This is a genomic window from Microbacterium sp. Au-Mic1 (assembly GCF_021341785.1).
GTDB lineage: Bacteria > Actinomycetota > Actinomycetes > Actinomycetales > Microbacteriaceae > Microbacterium.
In genome coordinates, this window is record NZ_JAJTTF010000006.1 from 23,555 (window position 1) to 45,123 (window position 21,569).

Sequence of the window (21,569 nt, forward strand, 5' to 3'; positions counted from 1 at the left end):
CACGCCGGACCCCACGAGGAACCCGCTACAGCTCGATCTGCGACCCCATCACGATGACGCGGTCGCGCGGTAGGCCGAAGTGGTCGCTGGCGTCGGTCGTGATGTGCGAGGCCGCCAGGAACAGCCGCTTGCGCCACAGCGCCATGCCCCCGCGCCGCCCTTCGCGCAGCTCGATCTTCGACAGGAAGTACGTGGCGTTGTCGAGGTCCAGCCAGCCCTGCGTCTTGTGCGGCGGGATGCTGCGCAGCGCACGGGGCAGATCCGGCTTCTCCGCGTAGCCGAACTTCGCCGAGATGTACAGGATGCCGTCCGTCGGATCCCCCAGGTCGTCGACCGTGCAGCGTTTGGTCTGCGGCACGCGCGGGACGTTCTGGATGTCGACGGACAGGATGATCACACGCGCGTGGCGCACGTGGTTGTGCTCGACATTGGCGCGCAGCGCGAGCGGCGTCGTGGAACCACCCGGGTTGAGGAAGATCGCCGTCCCCGGCACCCGGTCGATGAGCTTCGGATGCGTGCGCAGGTTGCGCACGAAGTCCGTCAGCGAGCCCTCCGCCTCCGTGCGGCGCGCCGTGATGAGCTCGCGTCCGCGCTGCCAGGTCGTCATGACGGTGAACGCCGCCAGGCCGATCGCGAGCGGCAGCCAGGCGCCGTGCACGAACTTGGTGGCGTTGGCCGCGAGGAACAGCAGGTCGACCGACAGCAGGATCACCGCGCCGATCCCGAGGATCCAGCCCGGGGTCTTCCAGCGTCGCCGAGCCAGGTAGAAGAACAGGAGCGTCGTGATCGTGATCGTGCCGATGACCGCCATCCCGTAGGCGAACGCGAGAGACGCGGAACTGCGGAAGACGAACACCAGGGTGATCACCGACACCATCAGCAGCCAGTTGATCCAGGGCACGTAGATCTGGCCGTGCGTCTCGGACGACGTGTGCGTGACGCGCAGCCGAGGCAGGTAGCCGAGCCCGGAGGCCTGAGCGGCCACCGAGAAGGCGCCGGAGATCACCGACTGCGAGGCGATCACCGTCGCCACGGTGGACAGCACCACGAGAGCGATTCGGCCCCACTCCGGCGCGAGGAGGAAGAACGGCGCCGACATGTTCGCCTTGTCCTCCAGCAGCAGGGCACCCTGCCCCAGGTACGTCAGCGCCAGCGCGGGGAAGACCAGGAACAGCCAGGCGAACGAGATCGGCTTGCGACCGAAGTGGCCCATGTCCGCGTAGAGCGCCTCGGCGCCCGTGACCGACAGGACCACGGCCGCGAGTGCGAAGAACGCGATGTCGAAGTGACCGACCATGAACTGGATCGCATAGGTCGGCAGCAGCGCCAGCAGGATCTGCGGGTCGTGCATGATCCCGCCGATACCGAGGACTCCGATCACGACGAACCAGACCGCCATGATCGGTCCGAACAGCCGGCCGACCACGGAGCTGCCGAGCTTCTGGATGAGGAACAGCACCAGCAGGATCGTCGCGGTGATGGGGACGATCCACTCCTCCAGACCCGGGTTGATGGTCTTCAGGCCCTCGACCGCGGAGAGCACCGAGATCGCCGGGGTGATCATGCTGTCGCCGAGGAACAGCGCGGCTCCCAGCACCGCCAGCCCGGACAGCACGGCCACCGTGCGGGTGCGCTTGCCTTTCGGTGCCCAGCGACGCAGCAGGGTGAGCAGCGCCATGATGCCGCCCTCGCCGTCGTTGTCCATCCTCATCGCGAGCAGCACGTAGGTGATCGTGACGATCAGGATCACCGACCACACGATGAGCGAGACGATCCCGTACAGGTTCTCCGTCGTCAGCGGGATCGGATGCGGGTCCTCCGGGTTGAACACCGTCTGCAGGGCGTAGATCGGGCTCGTGCCGATGTCGCCGAAGACGACACCCAGCGCGCCGATGACGAGGGCGAGACGGAGCGGACTCCTGCCGGCGACGGGCGCCTTCTGGTCGATCACGGCCTGGCTGTTCACAGACGAAGCCTAAAGCCCCGTTTCCGCACCACCCGGCGCTCCTCACGGAATCCTCACGCGGCGTGGCGGGCGGGTCCTCACGAGATCCTGACGAAACTGCGCGGATCCGCGCAGTTTCGTCACTTCGACTCGCTTCGCTCGCTCAGTACGGCGCTCGGGCGGCTCCGTCGCCCTCGCTGACGACCCCGGTCAGGCGGAACGACGAAGCGCCGGCCCCGAACAGTTCGGGACCGGCGCTCCGGTTCGGATCAGCCCTTGCGGGGTGCCGTCACATCGATCAGCGCGGCGGTGTTGTTCTGCATCGACTTCTTCACCGAGATCACGGTGCCGTAGCCCACGCCGGCATCGGCGGGGTTGCCGGTGCCGAGGGTGGTGAACCCGAGGTCCAGACCGTAGAGGTCGGTCGCGGGAGTGCCGTCGGGGTTGACGACGCGCGTGCTGTACGGCGCGTTGCCGACCGAGGGCACGACCACCGAGGCGTCGCGCATGCGGTTGAACAGCTGACCGTCGCGGACCTCCAGGCCGGCCACCCAGCCCTTGTCGTCGGTGAAGGTGCTCACCGCGGGCTGCGCCGGGATGTCGGTGCAGGCCTCGTTCTGGTAGTTCGCGTCGACCAGGCAGTCCTTGAACGGCAGGGTCGGCGTGAGCCCGAACGCCGCGTTCGACGACTGCGCACGGCTGGAGATGTTCTTCAGCACGGACGGATCCAGATCCGCCTCCGCACCCGTGCGGCGCAGCGGGTCGAAGTGGCTGTCCACGAGCAGCAGGCCGCCCTTGGCACCGTAGCTCGGCAGGCTCGTCAGGTTCGTGGTGACCTGGTTCGAGCTGCCGTACGTGGTGTCGCGGTACCAGACCAGCGCGCCCGGGGCGTTGTACGGGACCTTCTCGACCTTCCAGCCGTCGGCGCTGTACACGGTGGTGTAGCCGTACTTCAGGCCGTTGTCGAAGCCGTCGAAGTTGCGCCACTCGACCAGGTAGTACTGCGCCTTGATCTGCGTGCCGGTGTCACGCGCCCAGCCGGCGCCGGTGGTGTCGGTGAAGGTGCCGTCGACCGCGGTCCAGCCGTTGTCGCCGGATTCGACGTCGTCGGTCCAGACGTCCGCTCCGCCGGCGGTCAGGGCGAAGTCGTCCGAGAACCAGCCGCGCTCCTGGAACGCCGCGTCGGTCGCCTGACGCAGACGGATCTGGATGTTCTGCCCCGCGTACGCCGACAGGTCGACATGGTCGTGGCGCCAGCCGTCGGTCGACCCGGTCAGGCCGTACTTCTTGTTGCCGAAGTCCTTCATCCGGCCGTTCGGGTCGCCGTAGCCGTCATCCGTGGAGACCAGCGCGCCGGACTCGTCGTAGACCTTCTGCTCGGTCCAGGTGGATCCGCCGTCGGTCGAGACCTCGACGAAGCCGTAGTCCCAGTCCTCCTCGATGACGTAGTTGTTCCACATCGAGAAGGTCGCTCCGACGGGCACGTTGTCGATCGAGCGGGTCAGCGTCGCATCCGCCCAGCTCTGGTCGGAGTTGGAGTACCACATCTCGGATCCGCTGTGCGGTTCCGCCAGCACGATCGTCTTGTCGGGCAGGTTGACCTTGATGCCGTCCTCGGTGCCCTTCGCGGGACGCGAGGTCTGGCCGACCTTGATGGTCTTCTTCCCGTCACCGGGATTCACGACCGCCGGGTCCGCCCAGCCGAGCACCCACTTGTCCCAGATCCCCATGTGGGTCGGCTGCGACTGGAAGATCGGACCGGAGTGCGAGCCGGAGCTCATCAGATCCCAGAAGTCGATGTCGGAGTTCCCGGCGTTCGACGTGTCGTACAGGTCGGGCAGGCCGAGGTCGTGGCCGTACTCGTGCGCGAACACGCCGACTCCCGAGTTCTCCGGCTGCACGATGTAGTTCTGGATCTTGAAGTCGGTACCCGGGATCGTGGCGCCACCCGCGACGTCGGACGAGTGCGCCCAGATCGCGTAGGTGCCCTCCTTGCCGCCGCCACCGGACTTGTCCTCACCGGCGTGCACGAGCACGACGTGGTCGATGATGCCGTCGGGCTCGTTCACGTTGCCGTCGCCGTCGCGATCGCCCTGGTCCTCGATGTCGTAGTCGGACCACGGGAAGGAGGGGTCGGCCTGCGCGAGCGCCGCCACAGCGTCGATGGGCAGCTGCCCCGCACCGAGCGGGTTGTCGGGGTGTCCCTGCATGTCCTGCATGGGGCCGGCCTCGTACTCGCCGGTCGCGGGGTTGAGGTGGCACACCGTCGCCCCGTAGTAGGCCTCGGAATGAGGCACGGTGACCCACGCGGTCGCCTCACCGGTGAGGGTGTATGCGCCGCGGGACATCTCCTCGTACATGTTCTTCATGGTGTTGCCGGAGATGTCGAACCCGGGCTTGCCGTCCAGACCCGTCAGGTCGGTGCGTACGCGCTCGGTGACGCCCTGCTTCGAGAACAGCATCTTGTTGTAGAAGTCGCTCGAGAAGTCGGGCATCCACATCGTGTTGTTGTCGGGCTGCGCGGCCGTGGCAGGGTCCGGGATGTTGTTGTGCAGGGTCGGCCCCTGCACGTCTCCCGGCTTGCAGTCGGTCGCGCCGAACGCCGTCGGGACCTGCAGGTTCGAGAAGTCCTCCGTGCCCCCGAACTCGACCAGGATCGTGAGGAGCTTCGCCTGCTGCGTGGTCTTGGACTTCTTCAGATTCTTCGGGCTCTTGCCGGTTTTCACGGCCTTCGCCTCGGTGATCGCGAGCTGCTTGGCCGCGACGGGGTTGCCCTGGGCGTGCTTCTGGTCGTTCTCCTTGGCGCGCTCGAAGGCCGCGGCGCCGATCGCCTGGCGCGCGCTCGTGCTGCCGTTCGTGTCGGCGACCGCTTCGTCGTCGGACGCGTCGGTGAACGCTTCGGCGCGGGGGGCCACGTAGTTGATGTAGTGGTCGCTGGTGCCGCTCTTCGCGTCGGCCCCTGCGGGACCGGCGCTCGTGGAGGTCACCGTGCTCGACGGCGGGGGGCTCGACGGCGCTGCGACGGCGGGAACGGCCCCGAGGGTCGCCACCCCGGCCGCCGCCAGTGCGAACGCGGACGTCGTCGCCACCACACGTCGTCGTGTGCGAGCGCTCTTCTCTGACATTGCTTCTCCCTCCAGGCATCGCCCCAGGGGTTCCCGCGGCGATGCGGATGTCGTGCACCGGTCAGGCGCACAAGAACCAGCATTACCGTGAAAGTCCTATGCAAGGGAAGAGAATCGCCTGAAAAAGGAAGATCCTCCGCCGATATACCGCGAGCCGCGGAAGAGCCGCGGCGGACGGGGATCCGACGGCGCGGGATCGGTCCGGACAGCGGAGGAATTCCCGCGGGAGAACGAACGAAGGGCGCCGCCCGGGATGTCCCGTGCGGCGCCCTCGTCGAGCGCTCGCCGTTCAGCGCGCGCCGGGTAGGGGTCAGCCCTTGTTGCAGAGATCCTGCAGCTTCTTGCCCTGCTCGGTCAGCTTCGCGCTGGCGTCCTGAGCCTTGGTCGAGATCTCCTCGACCTTGGTCTGCGCCTCCTTGAGCTTGTCCATCGCGGCCGGGTCCGTGGCGTCGATGTTCTTCATGTCGGGCATCTCGAAGCCGTCGAAGACCTTGACGAAGCTCTTGAACTCGGTCGCGAACGCCGTCAGCGGCGCCTTCACCGTCTCGTTGGTGACCTTCTTGCCGGCCTCGTCGAGACCCTTCTGCACGGGCGCGAAGATCCCGGCGAAGTCGACCTTCTCGCCGGTGGTGGCCTTCTGCATGGCCGAGCTGAGGTCGCTCGAGACGCTCGAGGTGGCCTTGGTCATCTCGGTGTTGGCGATCTTGCACGCGTCGGCCACGCTCTGGCCGCCCGAGCAGGCGGTCATGGTGGCGGTGAGGACGATCGCCGCGGCGAGGCCGCCGATGCGGGTCAGGGTTGCCTTGTTCATGTTGAGCTCTCCGGTCTCTCCATAGATGTGGCTGCCGGTCCGAAAGGGCGCGACAGCCATGGTTGCCTTCCACCCTATTCCGAGCCGATCCATAGACTCGGACCCGTGCAGCGGATCCGAGGGGATCGTGATCGCACCGAGATGTCGATGACACGGTGCGTTCACCGGCCCGCAGAGGTCAAGGCCCCGCCGAGATCAGGACGGCGCCGAAGCGGTCGCTGCGCAGCGCTCCAGCACATCGGCGAGGGCCGCAGGTCGACTCAGCGCCACGCGATGGCTGCCGTCGATCTCGTCCGGCGCGATGCCCAGGCGCTCGCGAACCACCCCGCGGAGGAACTCGGCGGGCAGCACTCGATCCTGGCGGCACAGCACGAACCGGGTGGGCACGTCGGGCCAGGCCGTCATCGGCCACGGCTCGACCATCGCCGTGCGCGACGGGTGCGCGCGTTCACGGCTGAGCGCCTGGGCAGCCAGCTCTCGGGGAACGTCGTGATAGAAGGCCACGAAGGGGTCGGCGCTCCCGGTCAGCCCGCCGTCCCGTTCCGCCTGCTCCGCGACAGCGGACTCGTAGCCCAGGTCTTCCCACCACCGCTCGGGCGGCTCCCCCGGCGCCGGGATCATGCCGGCGAGCAGCACCAGCACGTCGACGGGCACGCGCTCGGTGACCAGCGGCGCGGTGAAGGCGCCGAAGGAATGGCCGACGACGATCAGATCCCGGCGATCGCCGACAGCCTCCGCCACGGCGTCGGCATAGTCGGAGAGCGTCAGCGACTCGTCGTCGGCGGGCAGGTCGGGCGCGACGACATCGTGCCCCCTGGCGCGGAGCTCCGCCGCGACCAGATGGAAATGCCACCCGACATCGCCGGCACCATGGATCAGCACGAACGTCGCCATCAGGGCGCCACCTCCTGCCCTCCCATGGGATCGGACACTCCCAAGGTAGACGAAAACCCCCGATCTCTCGGGGGTTCTCATGGCGGTGACGGTGGGATTTGAACCCATCGCCCGGGGCTCGGAGGGGCTCGCCCCGACCCTGAATCCTCTCGCTTACGAGGAGAACCGGCGCTTTTGCTCACACCTGCACACGGGTGCTCGCACCACTTCTTGCACCAAAATGCACCACGCCCGCGCCGGACCCCGCACGGCCGAACGAGACCCCGGGGGTCGAGCCGCACGATCCCAGGAGAGACACCTGTTGCCCGCACTCGCCGCAGGATGCGACAGGCTCATTCGCATGAAGTTCGATGCCGACGACGTCAGGTCCGCCTTTAGGAGCCGCTCTGCGACGTTCTTGGGTAGCGGCACGTTTGGGTCGACGTGGCACCTTCGGGGGTTTGATGACGGCGACGCAGATGCCGCCGCGAAGATTCTCAAACCGGAGCACTTTAGCGCCAATAGGGTTCAGCGGGAGATTGAGGGGATGCAGCGCTTCTCTCACGCTGGAGTGGCGCGGCTAATCGATGTCCGGCAAGCACAGCTTGCCGGCACGGAGCCGCTGACCCTCATCTGCGAGTACATCCCAGGCGGGAACGTCGCTGTCAATGTGAAAGAGAACGGCTTGCCTGCGCGTCGCGAGATCAACTCGTTCGCGCACGGGCTCCTAAGCGCGACCTCCGAACTGCACGCTGCGGGGACTGTGCACCGCGACATCAAGCCGGACAACATCATGCTTCGTGACGGCGATTGGGCACGACCAGTGCTCATTGACTTTGGCCTGAGCAAGGCCATCTCGGATGTCACAATCACTCGCTACCCGAGTCGTGTCGGGAGCCCGCCTTGGATGGCTCCTGAGCAACTTGTCGGGGAGCGTGCCCGCAAGGCCTCGGACATGTGGGCAATCGGCGTGGTCCTCTACTCACTGCTCACCGGAAAGCACCCATACCTGGATCTCGACAATCCCCAGGGGTTGGATGTCGAAGATCTCTACGACATGGCCATGGCGCCCCACCGCCCATGGAACGTGACCAAGCCAAAGAAGCTGATCAGACTCGTCGACAGGCTTCTGGTGGCAGAGCCGCTTCACGCCCGCGGTAGCGCGCGTCGAGCGATCCAAGACCTAGGGAGAGACAAATGACCGCGAAGGATGGTTGGAGCGGGAGGAGTAGGAAGAAGGCGCTCAACGGCAGAGCGCCACTACTTCTGTTGCACCGTAGCTATCAGAACTCTTCGAGGCTGCCGGAACTGGCCGATCATCTTGCCAGGATCCATGGCGATGCATTGGGACTCGGAACGGTTATTCGGCTTCCGCGGATCTCGTCTAAGAAGGCATCCGAAGTCTCGCGTTCGTTCGAGCGTGTCCCCGTTCGCATCGTCGATCCAGAGCTATGGCGGGGTGATTGCCTCGGCTGGCCTGGTGCAAAGGAGCTCACGGCTACGGAGCTGAGCTGGAACTACATTCGCGATGTGCCGGTGAAGCCAGGGCGCCTCTGGATCAAGTCAGTTCTCGACCTACAAGAAGACTATGACGCCTCGGTACTCCTGTCTCCGACCGGATGGGTCAGCGAAGCAAACGGAGCCAAATCACTGCAGCGAGCGCTTGCAACAATCGACGAAGCGCGCTCCTTGCGATCCGGCCAGAACCTCTGGGCCAATCTGACATTGGATTCCAAGTGGCTCACTGACGCCTCACTGCGAAACACGCTTATCGACGAGCTCGTAGAGAGCGACCTGACCGACTGGTATTTGCGCTTCTGGTGGCCGGACGTCTCGCCTCGTTATGGGCAACTGCAAGAAGCGACAATTCTGACCGGCTACAGAGACCTCGTTCGGGCGGCCGCACTTGAGGACCGCCGTCTCTACCTCCCCAACTCGGGCCTGACAGGCTGGCTGATGGGAGCGATCGGAGCCGCTGGCTTTTCTACAGGACAAGCGTGGGACGAACAGGCATTCGCTGCGCAAAGGATCGTCAGGCGCTCGCCCGGCCAGAAGCCAACGCCGCGCATCCCGCGCTACTTCGACAGCACACTTCTACATACTGTCGAGTTCAGCGAACACGAACGCCTAACGGAGCTGAGCGGTCATCTGACGCTTGAGACTCCATACTCGAGAGAAGTCAGCTCTGGCGGTCATACCCCGGAGCGCGCCAGCTTGCACTATCTCGCTGCGGTCGCAGACCTAGTCGCTTCAACCGCAGGCAAGCGCCGAGCGAATCGCACTCATGCACGCGTCAAGGCGGCCCGCGAGTTCATCAAATCTCTGGACAAGATCGACCAGCCCACTGGAATCAACAGCCCGTCACACCTCACGCTGTGGCCGAAAATGCTCCGGTAGCACCCAACCGAAAACAGGGCTTACAGGCCCCTCCATCTCGCCCCGCGCGAACATCTCGAGGGTCCGCTCGCTCAACAGCGCACGCCCCACTGCAGTCTTGCTGCGGTTCACGCGTGCTGGACGCACGAGGACTCGAGCGGCACCGGTTGCATCATCAAGTGAGATCACTCCGATGCCCCGTGCCCCGATCGCAGACAAGTCACCTTCTAACGACGTTGTCGAGTGGGCCGGAAGCGCTATGTAAGCCGCATCGGCCGACCACCGCTGCCTTCTGGCTTGCGAGAACGCGCGACGCCAATCTCGGAGTTTCGCCTCGACGGTAACGACGCGCTCTCCAACGAATGCCGCGCCTGGAACTCGCACGATGTGAGAGCCGTCCTTGATCAGCCAACCTTTGTCCTGCATCAGCGGGAAGACGGATCGTCGGACGTACTCATCCGACAACCCAACCGACGCACCAGCGCTGGAGAGAGGTATCGGCTTCTTTGCTTCCATGGCGAGGCGAACCTCCGTCTCCGACGAGAGCGGAACGATCTTTTCCTGCGCTCTTCGCTCAACCCCGGCCATGTCGAACCTGACGGCGACTAGATCCGGAACGCCCGCGACCGCGGGGACCTCCGTAAATATGCTCACGCGGTCACGACCGGAGCGACTAAAGGCCAAGGAGGGTAGGGACACCCTGAGGCTCGGAAGCATCTGCGACTCGAAGCGGTAGGCGTGAGTCGCGTACTTCGCGCTTCCTACCAAAGGCCGCACCCTATCCCTCCGGTCCGTCGCACGTCGAGCCAAATCTGGCACTAGCTCAATGTACTCCATGCGTGCGACAGCGCTTAGAGACGCCGAGCAGATACCGCTACAGCTGGAGCTGAGTCCGTCGCTGTGAGCTCAATGCGTGGGTCACGTTGTCCAAGTCGTCCGGAAAGAGCGCCGCGTAGGTGTCGAGGGTCACCTTTGCTGACTTATGACCCAGCATCCGCTGGACCACTTTCACGTTGGCCCCCGCGCTGATCGCCAACGAGGCAGCAGTATGGCGCAAGTCGTGAGGTGTGATCCGCGTCATGTCAGGATCCTCAGTCATCGCCCGCTTCACCGCTGCCTGGAACCAGCCGTTCTGGCTGTTGCCCTGACGCAGAAATCCTCCGTCTGCTGCGACCCAAAGTCGGTCCTCACGACTCTTGGCCAGGCACGCCTCAGCGAGCTCTGCGTCGAGGAAGTCCGGGTAGGCAACTACCCGCCGCTCGTGGTTCTTAACGTCGCCGAGAACGTGTTTGCCGTTGACCTCCGTGACCGCCTCGCGGATCATCAACCGCCTCTTCACAACATCAACGTTGCGAACCCGCAGGGCAGTCGCCTCACCCCACCGCAATCCGGTGTAGGCGAGAAATCGCACGAGAGTGGGATGGCGGGAGGCACGGGCAAGCGACTCGACCTGACCGTGCGAGAGATAAGCCTCGTCGGGAAGAGGCTTCCTCTTGATCGCGATGCCGCGTGCCGGATTCTTAACGATTCGCCCATCCTCGATCGCATCATCAAGGATGCCCGCGAGTAGGTCGCGTGCTCGCGCAACGGTTGTGTGCGAACGCTCCTCGCCGAGCTGATGCAACCAGGCCGCAAGTTCGCGGCGGGTTAGGGCACCGACCGCGTAGTCTCCCCACCTCGGCAGCACGTGGACTCTCCAGCAGCTCTCCACGGAGTGATGGCTACTCACTGTGACTGAAGCCCTGTGCCGAACGAGCCAATCGGGCCCGAGTTCGGCGATGCGAATCTTGGCATCAGCCGGATCCACGTAGGCGCCCTTGAGCTTCGACACCTCCACGGTTGCAAGGTGCGCTTCTGCATCCCGCTTGAGCTTGAATCCGCGATCGTGGCCCCGGGTGCCGTCGGGTTTCGTGTACCAGACCTCGTACATCCGCCCCTTGGTCTTGGTCGAGTACACCTTGACCGTGCCCATCAGGCGGCTTCGTCCGCCGTGCTTGCGTGCTCCTGGCTCAGGAGCCACGCATCGACCGCTTCGGGACGGTACCGCGGGCTCCGTCCGATGCGGATGAACTTGGGGCCGCGCCCGGTGATGCGCCATTCGGCGAGGCTGCGTTCGGTGGTGCCGAGACGTTCGGCGAGGGTTGCCGGCGTGATCAGAGAGTCGAGCAGCGGAGTGCTCGCGGGGGCGGAAAGAGACATGGAGATCCTCGAAAGTCGAAACTCTCAAGAGGATCTGATTAGCCGAACCCGTTAGCGGTTGCTTGGCGTATCCACTTGTCGAGCCAGATGGCTCTCGCCCCTTTCATGTCATTCGGGCGTAGAGCGATCATACACAGGAGCCCACGGCTCTTCACAAATGCGGTAGCCACGCCACCGGGCCGTTCACTCGCAAGCGGTTGGGCACAGCCAGCGTGTACCTGGTGTGTACCTGCACAAACGGGGGGGGTGCAGTTACACCTCCAGGTACAGTTCAGTCGCGGAAAATCAAGGTTCTAGAGCCATTGATGGCCGAAGTACCTGCTGTACCTGCACCCTTGAGAAAACCATTAGGTTGGCTCGTTGAGTTGAGGGCAGCCTTGCACGCGCCTCCTCATATAGAGGTTGTGTTCCTAGCAGGCACACCAGGTACAAAACAGCAAACGCCTGATCAACCTCGCTTTCCATTCTCCCGAGCTACTCGCCACCTTGCACGGCAGAATTCCCATGCGACCTGGACTTTCTTTCTCCACGCCACGTACCTACAGGGGTGCAGGTACATGCAGGTACACGCCTTCATCCTGGTTTGGCGCTGTTGCTCTGCGTGCACCGCTTGGTGATGGCTTGCTCGATCATGTTGAGATCGCCGTTCCGATGGATTGCGTTCGAGGTCAGCATTCTGATCTACACTCCGGAAATAATTTCCGCTTCGCGCACCCCCGTCGGAGACGATCCGACCTTGCTCATTCGGCGGTCTCCGGGAGTGGCACCGGCGGGAGCACCCGAGAACGCCCCCGACGGGGCGTTGGAGGGCAAGGAGCGAAGCGACGCAGTCAGGGCCTGAGGAGCGGCAGCGACGAGGGTGAGACGGCCGCGAAGACCGAGCGCAGCGAGCGTCTGAACGGCTGGCTCAGAGGTGTCGGCTATGCCGACCACCGGGCAAGTTGAACCGGAGCGCAGCGGAGGAGAAACGCAGCCCGGTGCCACCTCCTCTTATGCTCTTTTCTTTTCCTCCCTCGCATCGGGAGCTTCAGCGGACGATCGAGGTCACTATTGCTGTTTCATCAGCGGAAAAGGATGGTCCCAGCACATCTGGGCCCAGAGCAGAACCCGAAGGGCCCGAAGGGTGCTCTGGGACCAAGGCCATCCTTTTCCGTTGGAAAGTCGGGGTTTGGTTGGGTCCATGGTTTGGAACGAAGTGGCACCATGGTCCCAACACTCGAGCTGAGCCTGCGAAGCGACGCCCAGACGCCGGAACGGTGGCTGGTCCCACCCCGACGCGGCCGCGGGCAACGCGGCCGTCTGTGCTCTGAAACGGCGCAGGTCTGAGCATCGCGAAGACCTCTGGGTATAGCGCTCTGACACCATCCACGGGAGTCGGCGAAGCCGGCGGAGTGGGCACCGCGCCAGGAGCGCCAGCTCCGATCGTGAGCTCTTCTATCGCCGCATCGGACACGGCTATGCCGTGGCCAGGACACTCTGCTGGAGTGGCAGCTGGATCTGTCACCGGACAGGAACGACTCCGGTCGCCGGCCGCTGATGCAGTGGTGCTTCGGGCACCGTCCAGACCCGGTTGCGGGACTCGCTACGAGACCGACACAGCACCCGTCCAGATGCCGTCTCGGCGGCGCCGTCACTCCGCAAGTGGGTGCCTCTCCCGCGGTCGTCGACACGGCCCTTCGCCCCCTGTATTTCGGAACTGCGTGGAGCCTTGACCGCATCGACGTGCAGTTCTGAAATTGGCGATCAGCCGCCCCTCTTCATGGCGGCCGCGGAAGATCAAGGGCGGCCCGCGGGTCGCACGTCGATTGCGCTTCCATGCCGACGGGGCGGTAGCCCCCGAGGACGGTCGTGACCCACTCCAGGCTCCGCCGATCGCGTCTCGTGTAGATGTCCGGCCGGCGGCCGGCGCACGTACTCTGACAGCTCCTTCGAGTCAGGAGCTCGAGCTGCTCTTCGCTGTCCGGGGGTGTCTCCTCAGCGGGGGCGGGGAGCGGCCCGTCGGGCCTGGTGTACCTCTGCCTGTGGAGGGCCCGAACCCGTTACAGACCCTTGCTCCGTCTAGGCGACCAGGTGCGTTCCAGCGCTGCGTTGCTGCCCATTCCCGTGGGCGCGCTGGAGGAGCTCCTGGTCGGATAGACGTAGGGCCCTCTTCGCACACCCTCATACGCTCCACGGTCCCGCCCACCTTCACCCGTGGGGCCGAATCCGCTGCGTTGCAGCGGGCGTTCTTGCCCGGTTCACGGTCACAGGCGGGACACATTCCGCCCATTCGTGACCGTCGAGCGACCATCTCATGACCGGCAGACGGCCACGATCGCTCAGCGATGCGCTCAGCACTCCCGTTCGGCACCATGTCGGGGGCGGTGTCCCCACGGTGACCGCCGTTCGGCCCACGCGAGGACCACAGCTGGTCACGCAGCGGTCTCGGGTCGATTGGACCTGTTCGCCGCGGATCTCTGTGGGCGCGCACGGTCCACCTCGTGACCATGCGGTGGCCACGAGGTGGACCGGAGGCGATTCAGTACGCGGGCCACATGGATATCCGTCAGGGTTCTGCCCCGATCGCATGGGGCATACCCGGCCCGGGGGCGCTACCTCAGACCGCGGCGCGCGCCAGGTGCACAGACTCAAATCGGCGGGCTTCGGCGCGGAGCTCCTCGTCCTCGGGTGAGGTACCGCCGAAGCCTCCGTGCGCCATCGCCTCGAACACGTGCAGCTCTGCTTCGACACCGGCCTGGAGGAGAGCCCGGTGCATTCGGACCGTGTTTGAAAGGTACAAGTCGCGCGTCCCGGTCTGCAGGAACGTGGGTGGGAACCCAGTCAGATCGGCGAAGAGCGGGGATAGATAGGGGTGGGTCAGTTCTTCACCGTTCGCGTAGAGGAGGTTCACCGGCATCAGCGAGGTGAGCATCCAGTCGATACCGTCGTTGGTGGCGAAAGTGTCGCCGGACTCGGTCAGGTCGACTTCCGGTGTCAGCAGAACCAGCGCGGCGGGCATCGGGAGCCCTTCGTCCTTCGCTCGGACCAGGAATGCGGCAGACAGATTGCCGCCGCCCGACGCCCCGCTGACGATGACTTTCTCAGGGCCGACGAGGTCCAGCGCTGCCCGATAGACGTGCAGCAGGTCGTCCAGCGCCGCCGGATACGGATGCCTCGGTGGCATCCGGTAGTCGGGGGCCCAGGTAATCCCGTTGCGACCGACCGCGTTCGGGATGGCTGCCATCCAAGCAAGTTCCCCGCCGCCAAGAAAGAGACCGCCGCCATGCACCTCGATGAAGATCGGTGAGTTGCTGCCGTCCTCGACATGGTTCGGACGGATTACGTAGTTCGCGACGCCGTCGACGTCATTCGCCGTGACCGTGAAGGTCTCGGCCGGGGGCATGCCCGCTTCGTAGTACGAACGAACGCCAGCATCCGCGGCCTCAACATAAGCCTCCCAGGCCTCAGTGTCCGTGCGGTCCGGGTACTGCGGAACTTCTATGTTGACCGGCACGGATAGCACTCGCTGCGCCTGTTCGCTGACGCTGTTCGGCACGGGCGGTTGGTGTCGCTTCGCTCGCATCTCTTGGGACGGTTTCGAGTCGATGTCACTCATTTCGCTCCTTCAGGGTCACGCCACTGTGACCGTTGCGTTCATCCTCCGCGCAAGGGCGTACTGAGGCAGCCGACAGCCGAACGCTATTCTGAGCGTGTGGTCCGACAAATGTCGGCATCTATCCATCTCAAGGACGAGAACGTGCGCGAACTCTACGGTCGACTCGCCGATCTGGACCCGACAGCACGAGACAACCTGCTCGTGATCGAGTACTTCGACAGGCTTTCGGCTGCTCGCCCGAGCGCCGAGATGCTGCTCAAGGAGGCAGCGATCCTGGCAAGAGCGACGGTCGGATATGACAACGGCTCGCGTCGCTACCGCCGGTCGCCTTCCGGTGATGCGGCTGCGATCTCTTCTCGTCCTGAGAGCGCCACCGCGGTATCGGTTCCCGGAGGAGGAGAAGCATGGCTTTCCCCTTCAAATGACTCGCCACCGACGACGGACATGGTGCTCGAACGTCTCGCGCTGGCCCTCGAGCTCATTGCGAACAGGCCAGGTGATGACCCCGAGCCCACCTCTACCCAGATCCTCCTCGCCCGCCCGCGACCCGACGAACCTCCTGACCTGAGAACGAGGGCACTCGGCAGGCTGCGGTTGGAAGCCGACGGGCGTTTCAGAGCAATTGCGTTGCCGCTGTCAGCGACTCCTCCAAGCGCGGCACCACACGCACTTATGGAGACTTCCTGGGGCCCCGTCCGCGCGGCGATCGTCCGAGACGGGCACCGAGCAGTCGGGCCCGCCGGAGTCGGAACGCTGACAACAGGGAAGGAGCTGCACCACTCGTGGACGGATGCCGTCATCGCCCTGCGACTTGCAGGCAACGACGAATCCTTGAACGCCGATGACCTCGGCCCCGTGCTTCTTCGGACGCTCGAGGACGTCCAGACATCGCCCAGTTCACTCGATTCAGAGATGCTCGCGTTGGAGCGGGCACTAGCGAGCAAATGGACAATCGGTGAGCTCCGAGCAGTTGCCGACGGTCACAGCTTGCGGGCGATCGCGAACATACGCGGACTGCACCATTCGACAGTGCACGCCAGGCTCCTGGGGCTCCCCGAGATTCTCGGATACGACCCGCAAGGCGGGCTCGGCCGCCATAGACTCGCCACCGCGTTGATGGTCTGGCAGGTGCGCGCTCCTATGGCGCCCGAGGGACGACCCCGGCTTCACAAAGAACCGGCCGACGACTGGTAGCAGCGGCGTCCGTACGCCCCGCTACTGTCGAGGCATGCAGACCCACGGACCCGTCGTCGTAGATGCGTTTCACCGGAAGTACCTCTTGCACCGCAGCCGCGACAAGGCTGAGGCGACGTCCGGCGAGAAGCTGATCCAGATGATGGGCATGCGTCAGGAAGCGGTCGCCGAGAGCCCCCATCGGATCGAGCGCCGTGACGAGCTCGTGTGCGACCTCATCCGCCTCAACGGCACCTTCTACGAAGACCTCCGGGAGATGCGGGCACTGGGCGCCGACGACCAGGCCATGCAGCAGGGGATGGCTCTGCTCAAGACCATCACCGACCTCGCGTTCGACGAGCTCGAGATCATGCCATCGCTCTTCCTCGGCGACACGGCGACACGGCGACGCTGAGGATCGACGCCCTGCAGGCCGGACTGGTGCACAACATCGCCGTCTCCATCATCGAGAACGGGGACCTCGCGACCGGTCGTCGGGCATCGCAGGAGGTCCTCGACGTGCTCCGCGGTCACTCCGAGGAAGACCGTCGTCGTTCCGAGTTGGCTTCGACGATCGAACCGCTGCTTCTCGGATTGATCGCTCTGTGGTAGGCGCGAGCACTCGAAAAGAAGAACCCCCGCCGCCCCGAAGGCGACAGGGGTTCGCGATGGTGATGCGCGCCGGATCAGCCCCGGAGGAGCTACGTGGCGATGGCGGCGCGGATGGGTTCGACCACCAACTCGGACCGGCACCAGAAGCGGGACGACAGTCCGAGCGACTGTGCAGCGATCAGCGCCGAGGCACACTCGCCGAGTGAGCCGTGCTCGACGAGCCATCGCTGGTCATCGATCTGGCGGACGAGCGCGCGGATGAAGCCCGCGACCTTGTCGGCCTAAGGGCTCGGCAGCCCAAGCCGACGTTGCCTGGTCTGTCTGATTGTGCCCGGCGACCCGGCTACTTAATTGATCAGTGCTGGCCCGCGCATACATACCCTGGTGTCTGACCAAAGCGATACCGTGCACCGCATGGTGGAGCACATCTACTTCTTGGTCCACAGTTCGCATCAGCGCTTCAAGATCGGTAAAGCGTCAAGTCCGCTTCGTCGTTGGCGAGCAATCCAACCTCACGATCAGACTGATTTTGTTGAGTCGCGCGTCTTCGACCTGGCGCCAAATGGTTCCGCCGCCTGGGTGGAGAAGACACTCCATCGCGTCGTGGATCATGCACGCCTCGACATGCCGCCCGATATTGAAGGCCATACCGAGTGGTTCCACTACGGCGCGCTGGACACGGCTCGTGAATATGCTCATAGGGAGCAGGGTTTTCTCGGCATCGGCGAGGGCTACGCAATCCCCATGCCCACCAGATCAGCCTCGGCAGTTGCGCTCCATCGGCATCGCTCGGCGAGAGTACGCAGGCAACCGACGTCTCCCCGTGATCCGACTGCGTTCAATGAGGAAACGGTGACCGCCACAGAGGCCCGAATGGTTCGGCTGCTCGACAGCGGATCGCTACTAGGCTCACGCGAGACCGATTACGGATTGCAGCTCTATTTCCGTCAGGACCTTATCTCGATCGAGGAGATGAAATTTCACTCAGGCAACCATCTGATTTCGATTCTCCGCCTACCGTCTGGTCAGCCGATTGAACAGCATTGGTGCGTCTTCAGTGGGATGAGGAGGAACGGGAGACACATCCGACTCAGCGCGGTGCACCCGTTCTACATTTCCGAACCGCTCGACACGATGCTCCACCCCGCCCACTTAACTGCAGGCGGTGCAGAGACCTGGCAGCAGACCACGCCTGGGGTAGAACGGGTCCGCGCGGCGATCGCCAGGCTGGTCGCCTCAGCGCCGGATCCGGTCCCGGAACATATCGTCGACGAGATGGAGGTGGGATGGGGAAGCCGACTCGGCCTGTAGCCGGTTCCAACGCAAATCGGCATATCCCGCCGGTACCACTCGCTCCCCCGGCCCCTCCTGCCTCGAATCTCAGATGTCGGACGGCATGTCCAGGTCCTCAAAGACCTGATCGAGCACTGCCGACCGTTCGCTGACGCGTAGAAGTATCTCGTACCTGAGCGCGGCCGCAACGTCGATTGCGGCGCCAAGCGATGGCGTGACCTTGCTTGCCTCGACGTCATGGACCCAATGCCTGCTCTTTCGAACCGCCTGCGCGAGGTCCTCCTGCGTCATGCCGGCACGCAACCGTGCCCGCCGGACGAACGCGGCGAAGGCCCCCGCACTACCCAACCGCTCTTCCATCTCTCGCGCTCCCATGCTCTGATCTGAAGAGTATCGAACCAACCTCGCGAGAAGTTTTCTTCCCATTACTGCAACTGTGCAGAATAGTTCTCATCAATTGATATAGAGAACTGACGCGTTTCGATACATCCGGAAGCATGTCTGACGGCAATCCCCTTTGGCTGACAACAGTGTCACTGCAGGACGCGAGCGCCTCGCCGTCCACGGTGCTTAGTACTTCCGCACCAAACGCGTACGGGCAGAGCCCGACAGTCTCGGCGGGCGGAAACCCGTAGGCGTGATCATCCCGTTCGAACTCTTCGCCCTGATCCCCCTGCCGTCGATGGCGCCCAGGATGCTTAGGCCCTTGGCGAGCGTCGAGGCACCGGCAGGGTATCTCTGGCGGAACTTGCTGCAGAGATCGACCTGGACCCCGAGGGCCATTGACGCCAAGACTGCCACCCGGCACGCTCGAGGCCCTGCATCGAACGGAACAGCAAGTCACGAGCAGCGAGCACGACGACCTGACAATCGAAGCCCCATCCCCGACGCCGCGTCCGACGGCGGAAGCGGCGAATGCCGCACCGACAACGCTCTGGGCGGCACCGTGAACTGCTGACGCCCTTCGCGCGCACAAGACCGGGGGTGGCGAGACCACCCCGCATCTCGCCTACCAGCGGTAGGAGGAGTTCCGGGCCACGTCACCATCGGGTGGCGCGCCCAGCTTGCTGAGAAGCACGGCCCGTCAGAGCCTGAGCGCTCGGCGGCTCGATCAGATCCCCCGGGGAGCAGCACCGCTGCCTCCCCGGGGGATTCTTCGTCTCGGCCAGCTCGCGAGACCCCGCGTACCGAATAATCGGTACGCCAGAGCTTGAGCAGGATCCCCAGGTCAGACACGTTTTCGAGAAGCTCGGCAGGGCGTCGCGGCCTGCTCGGTACCACGGAGTAGATCCGCGCTGGTACAACGAAAAATGCTCGCTCATCAGGTCAATGGTCTGCGAGAAGAACGAATGTACCGCGTGTACCGCGATTTCGACTGAACTACATGCGTGTGCGTGCGCATGCGCGCATGTGTGGAGTTTCTACGGATACGCGGTACATCTGGTACATCTGCTCTCTATTTCCCTCAACTTCATTGAAGTATCAAGGGAACAGCGGGGCAAACGGTGCACCGTTTTCACTTTTCCCCGCGGTACACAAGCCCCCCTTGCGTGCTCACGAAATCAGCTGTGACCAGCCATTCCTCCACCCAGCCCTGCTGAGCAATCCGCGGTACATTCCGCGGTACATCTGCACCTCGTGCATCAACGAAACAGAACCGGTACATCTCTGAGAACGGAGCGCCCATGCGTGACACCGCGCAACTCCCTACTGCGATCGCCGAGCTCCAGTGCGTGCGAACCGGCCCGACTGCCACGCTCGAGGAACTCACCGCGCTGACGATTGCGCAGGCGAGCATCGACAAGCTCCCACGCTCCTGCGTCGAGGATTGACTATCCCGACCCTGTATGCAGCCTGTCAATCCGAAGCCGATTCTGATCTCTATTCGCTTGCGGGTGCTAACGTTTCTTACAAGAGGTATCAACGGAAGGAGTGTCAGATGACTCAGCTTGCATCTCACCCTGAAGACGACGTGCGCCACGCGCTCGAGGTGCTGGACGGCGCGGACATTGCGATTGTCGTTGGCGAGCTCGAGAACGTCCATGCCTCCTCGAGCGGCGTCCTGAACGCGATCCGCGGTGCGCTCGCCTACCGCGCCGCCACGGACTCCCTCGCGAGCTTCATCGCCTCGCAGTCGACCACTGTCGATCCTGCGACCGCTCGCGCGGTCCAGGCCACGGAGACCGTGTGGCGTCAGGTCGAGCGAGACTTCGGCCTGTACTCCTCCACGGAAGCTGGCGCTCTCCTGGGCGCCGGCAACCGCGCGTACGCGTCCTCGCTGCGCAAGCGTGGCGAACTCCTCGGTGTCGAGCGCAAGAACGCGTTCGTCTTCCCGGGCTTCCAGCTCGACCGCGTAGCCGGCAAGATCCGTCCCTGGGTGAAGCCTCTGCTGGCTCTTGCCGAGCAGCACGAGCGTTCCGCAGCGGATGTGGTCCTGTGGATGATGGCGCCGACGACCTACCTCGGCGGCGATCGCCCGGTCGATCACGTCACGGATCCCGAGCGCCTGCTCGCCGTCGCCAAGAACGCCTGGGGCGTCGAGTGGTGAGCGGGGCGGGACGCTCTGTCGTCGTCCCGCCTCCGCCCTCGCCGTTCGATGCGCTCGGTCACGTGGTTCCCGCCGGATCCCTGCTGCACCGCGTGCACGACCCGAAGCGCGCCGGCAACTCCTTCAACCCCGGGATCGGCTCGCCGACCCGGTTCGCCTTCTTCCGGAGCCCTGCGGTTCTAGACAGCACTGCGGATCCCGACGGCCCCGTGGTCCCCGTGCTCTACGCCGCGTCGACGGCTGAGGCTGCCGTCTGCGAGACGATCCTGCACGACATCCCCTTGGGTGGCGGCGTTCTGCCCGGGCGGAGCTACATGTCCCGTACTGAGACTGCGCTCTCCGTGTCGCGGGATCTGAATCTCGCGATGTTGATGGGGCCCGGGCTCCGTCGGCTGAGTGTCACCCCGCAACAGCTGACCGCGACCGACGCGGACGTCTACGACCAGACTGTGCTCTGGGCGCAGCAAGCGCATTTGGTCGGGTTCGACGGCGTCGTGTGGATGAGCGCCCGCGACAACACCTCCGAGGCGTACATGCTCTTCGGCGACCGCGTCGCCGAGCACGAGCTCGAGATCACCGACGACGGTATCGGCCCCTTCGCTCCCGGCACCCCGGGCTTCAGCTGGCTGTCGGCGTACTGCTCCACGGTCAAGATCGAGCTGCTGATCGTCTGACGCACCGGAGCTATGCCGACGATTCGAAAGAAGGGAACGCCGCATGCCCGCCAGAACCTGGAAGCAGGACCTCGACGATCTCCTCGCCGTTCTTCGGAGGACCCAGGCTGTCCGTGATGAGCGCCGAGAGTTCGTGAAGACCCCCGACGGCACAGCGCAGCTTGGGTGGGTCCTCTACGAGCGCGAGCAGATGTTCGCCGCCGTCAACGGACTCCGCGCGAAGGCGGGCAAGGATCCCGTCGCGCTCGAGAAGCTCACCTCAGCCGAGACCCGCGCTGCCGGCCACATCGACTACACCTCGAAGTTCGCGATGGGCTGCGCAGACCTCGTCGCCCGCTGAGGCCC

The 21,569-nt window shown here is 64.7% G+C and carries 17 protein-coding genes; 9 read left to right on the plus strand and 8 right to left on the minus strand.

Annotation, left to right across the window (positions count from 1 at the left end):
* Positions 1–25 precede the first annotated feature (25 nt).
* The 4 genes from LXM50_RS09450 to LXM50_RS09465 all read right to left on the minus strand — a co-directional run bounded on the left by LXM50_RS09450 (position 26) and on the right by LXM50_RS09465 (position 6,775).
* Entirely contained in the window at positions 26–1,966 is a 1,941-nt protein-coding gene (locus tag LXM50_RS09450; RefSeq protein WP_233311071.1) for a potassium transporter Kup, read from the minus strand.
* Positions 1,967–2,214: 248 nt separating this feature from the next.
* Positions 2,215–5,070, minus strand: coding sequence for an immune inhibitor A domain-containing protein (locus tag LXM50_RS09455; protein ID WP_233311072.1), 2,856 nt, complete (start codon positions 5,068–5,070; stop codon positions 2,215–2,217).
* A 310-nt stretch (positions 5,071–5,380) separates the two neighbouring features.
* The gene (locus LXM50_RS09460) at positions 5,381–5,881 is read right to left on the minus strand and encodes a hypothetical protein (RefSeq protein ID WP_233311073.1); all 501 of its coding nucleotides are present in this window, start codon (positions 5,879–5,881) and stop codon (positions 5,381–5,383) included.
* A 195-nt stretch (positions 5,882–6,076) separates the two neighbouring features.
* A complete protein-coding gene (locus LXM50_RS09465) occupies positions 6,077–6,775 on the minus strand; it encodes an alpha/beta fold hydrolase (RefSeq protein ID WP_233311074.1) in 699 nt (232 codons plus the stop codon).
* Between the two features lie 340 nt (positions 6,776–7,115).
* Here LXM50_RS09465 and LXM50_RS09470 point away from each other — a divergent pair, with 340 nt between their 5' ends.
* Together LXM50_RS09470 and LXM50_RS09475 are read left to right on the plus strand one after the other, a co-directional pair.
* Positions 7,116–7,955 (plus strand): serine/threonine-protein kinase, encoded by an 840-nt coding sequence (locus LXM50_RS09470; RefSeq protein ID WP_233311075.1) that lies wholly within the window; start codon positions 7,116–7,118, stop codon positions 7,953–7,955.
* The gene (locus LXM50_RS09475) at positions 7,952–9,151 is read left to right on the plus strand and encodes a hypothetical protein (RefSeq protein ID WP_233311076.1); all 1,200 of its coding nucleotides are present in this window, start codon (positions 7,952–7,954) and stop codon (positions 9,149–9,151) included. The genes LXM50_RS09470 and LXM50_RS09475 overlap by 4 nt, the downstream gene beginning before the upstream one ends.
* 853 nt (positions 9,152–10,004) lie before the next feature.
* Here LXM50_RS09475 and LXM50_RS09480 read toward each other — a convergent pair.
* The 3 genes from LXM50_RS09480 to LXM50_RS09490 form a co-directional block, all read right to left on the minus strand.
* Complete coding sequence (locus tag LXM50_RS09480; RefSeq protein WP_233311077.1) at positions 10,005–11,102, minus strand: site-specific integrase; 1,098 nt, start codon at positions 11,100–11,102, stop codon at positions 10,005–10,007.
* Positions 11,102–11,329: an AlpA family transcriptional regulator gene (locus tag LXM50_RS09485; protein ID WP_233311078.1), complete on the minus strand. Its 228-nt coding sequence runs from the start codon at positions 11,327–11,329 to the stop codon at positions 11,102–11,104. Before LXM50_RS09485 ends, LXM50_RS09480 begins: the two co-directional genes overlap by 1 nt.
* 2,596 nt (positions 11,330–13,925) lie before the next feature.
* Positions 13,926–14,924, minus strand: coding sequence for an alpha/beta hydrolase (locus LXM50_RS09490; protein ID WP_233311079.1), 999 nt, complete (start codon positions 14,922–14,924; stop codon positions 13,926–13,928).
* 141 nt (positions 14,925–15,065) lie between these two features.
* Between LXM50_RS09490 and LXM50_RS09495 the strand changes: the two genes are divergently transcribed.
* From LXM50_RS09495 to LXM50_RS09505, 3 genes are all read left to right on the plus strand, one after another.
* Entirely contained in the window at positions 15,066–16,118 is a 1,053-nt protein-coding gene (locus LXM50_RS09495) for a hypothetical protein (RefSeq protein WP_233311080.1), read from the plus strand.
* Positions 16,119–16,152: 34 nt separating this feature from the next.
* Entirely contained in the window at positions 16,153–16,512 is a 360-nt protein-coding gene (locus LXM50_RS09500) for a hypothetical protein (RefSeq protein WP_233311081.1), read from the plus strand.
* A gap of 611 nt (positions 16,513–17,123) precedes the next feature.
* Entirely contained in the window at positions 17,124–18,020 is an 897-nt protein-coding gene (locus tag LXM50_RS09505; protein ID WP_233311082.1) for a GIY-YIG nuclease family protein, read from the plus strand.
* Between the two features lie 69 nt (positions 18,021–18,089).
* Here LXM50_RS09505 and LXM50_RS09510 read toward each other — a convergent pair whose 3' ends face one another.
* Positions 18,090–18,362 (minus strand): helix-turn-helix transcriptional regulator, encoded by a 273-nt coding sequence (locus LXM50_RS09510; RefSeq protein ID WP_233311083.1) that lies wholly within the window; start codon positions 18,360–18,362, stop codon positions 18,090–18,092.
* 1,325 nt (positions 18,363–19,687) lie between these two features.
* On the opposite strand from LXM50_RS09510, the gene LXM50_RS09515 reads away from it, so the two are divergent.
* From LXM50_RS09515 to LXM50_RS09530, 4 genes are all read left to right on the plus strand, one after another.
* Entirely contained in the window at positions 19,688–19,834 is a 147-nt protein-coding gene (locus tag LXM50_RS09515; protein ID WP_233311084.1) for a hypothetical protein, read from the plus strand.
* 107 nt (positions 19,835–19,941) lie between these two features.
* On the plus strand, positions 19,942–20,550 hold the full coding sequence (locus LXM50_RS09520; protein ID WP_233311085.1) for a hypothetical protein: 609 nt from the start codon (positions 19,942–19,944) through the stop codon (positions 20,548–20,550).
* Entirely contained in the window at positions 20,547–21,224 is a 678-nt protein-coding gene (locus tag LXM50_RS09525) for an RES family NAD+ phosphorylase (RefSeq protein ID WP_233311086.1), read from the plus strand. Before LXM50_RS09520 ends, LXM50_RS09525 begins: the two co-directional genes overlap by 4 nt.
* A gap of 43 nt (positions 21,225–21,267) precedes the next feature.
* Complete coding sequence (locus tag LXM50_RS09530; RefSeq protein ID WP_233311087.1) at positions 21,268–21,564, plus strand: hypothetical protein; 297 nt, start codon at positions 21,268–21,270, stop codon at positions 21,562–21,564.
* The last annotated feature ends 5 nt before the right edge of the window (positions 21,565–21,569 follow it).

Bases quoted from the DNA above. Each gene is read 5' to 3' on its own strand.
- LXM50_RS09455 (WP_233311072.1), bottom strand. From the start codon at position 5,070: ATGTCAGAGAAGAGCGCTCGCACACGACGACGTGTGGTGGCGACGACG.
- LXM50_RS09460 (WP_233311073.1), bottom strand. From the start codon at position 5,881: ATGAACAAGGCAACCCTGACCCGCATCGGCGGCCTCGCCGCGGCGATC.
- LXM50_RS09465 (WP_233311074.1), bottom strand. From the start codon at position 6,775: ATGGCGACGTTCGTGCTGATCCATGGTGCCGGCGATGTCGGGTGGCAT.
- LXM50_RS09470 (WP_233311075.1), top strand. From the start codon at position 7,116: ATGAAGTTCGATGCCGACGACGTCAGGTCCGCCTTTAGGAGCCGCTCT.
- LXM50_RS09475 (WP_233311076.1), top strand. From the start codon at position 7,952: ATGACCGCGAAGGATGGTTGGAGCGGGAGGAGTAGGAAGAAGGCGCTC.
- LXM50_RS09480 (WP_233311077.1), bottom strand. From the start codon at position 11,102: ATGGGCACGGTCAAGGTGTACTCGACCAAGACCAAGGGGCGGATGTAC.
- LXM50_RS09485 (WP_233311078.1), bottom strand. From the start codon at position 11,329: ATGTCTCTTTCCGCCCCCGCGAGCACTCCGCTGCTCGACTCTCTGATC.
- LXM50_RS09490 (WP_233311079.1), bottom strand. From the start codon at position 14,924: ATGAGTGACATCGACTCGAAACCGTCCCAAGAGATGCGAGCGAAGCGA.
- LXM50_RS09500 (WP_233311081.1), top strand. From the start codon at position 16,153: ATGCAGACCCACGGACCCGTCGTCGTAGATGCGTTTCACCGGAAGTAC.
- LXM50_RS09505 (WP_233311082.1), top strand. From the start codon at position 17,124: ATGGTGGAGCACATCTACTTCTTGGTCCACAGTTCGCATCAGCGCTTC.
- LXM50_RS09510 (WP_233311083.1), bottom strand. From the start codon at position 18,362: ATGGAAGAGCGGTTGGGTAGTGCGGGGGCCTTCGCCGCGTTCGTCCGG.
- LXM50_RS09515 (WP_233311084.1), top strand. From the start codon at position 19,688: ATGCGTGACACCGCGCAACTCCCTACTGCGATCGCCGAGCTCCAGTGC.
- LXM50_RS09520 (WP_233311085.1), top strand. From the start codon at position 19,942: ATGACTCAGCTTGCATCTCACCCTGAAGACGACGTGCGCCACGCGCTC.
- LXM50_RS09530 (WP_233311087.1), top strand. From the start codon at position 21,268: ATGCCCGCCAGAACCTGGAAGCAGGACCTCGACGATCTCCTCGCCGTT.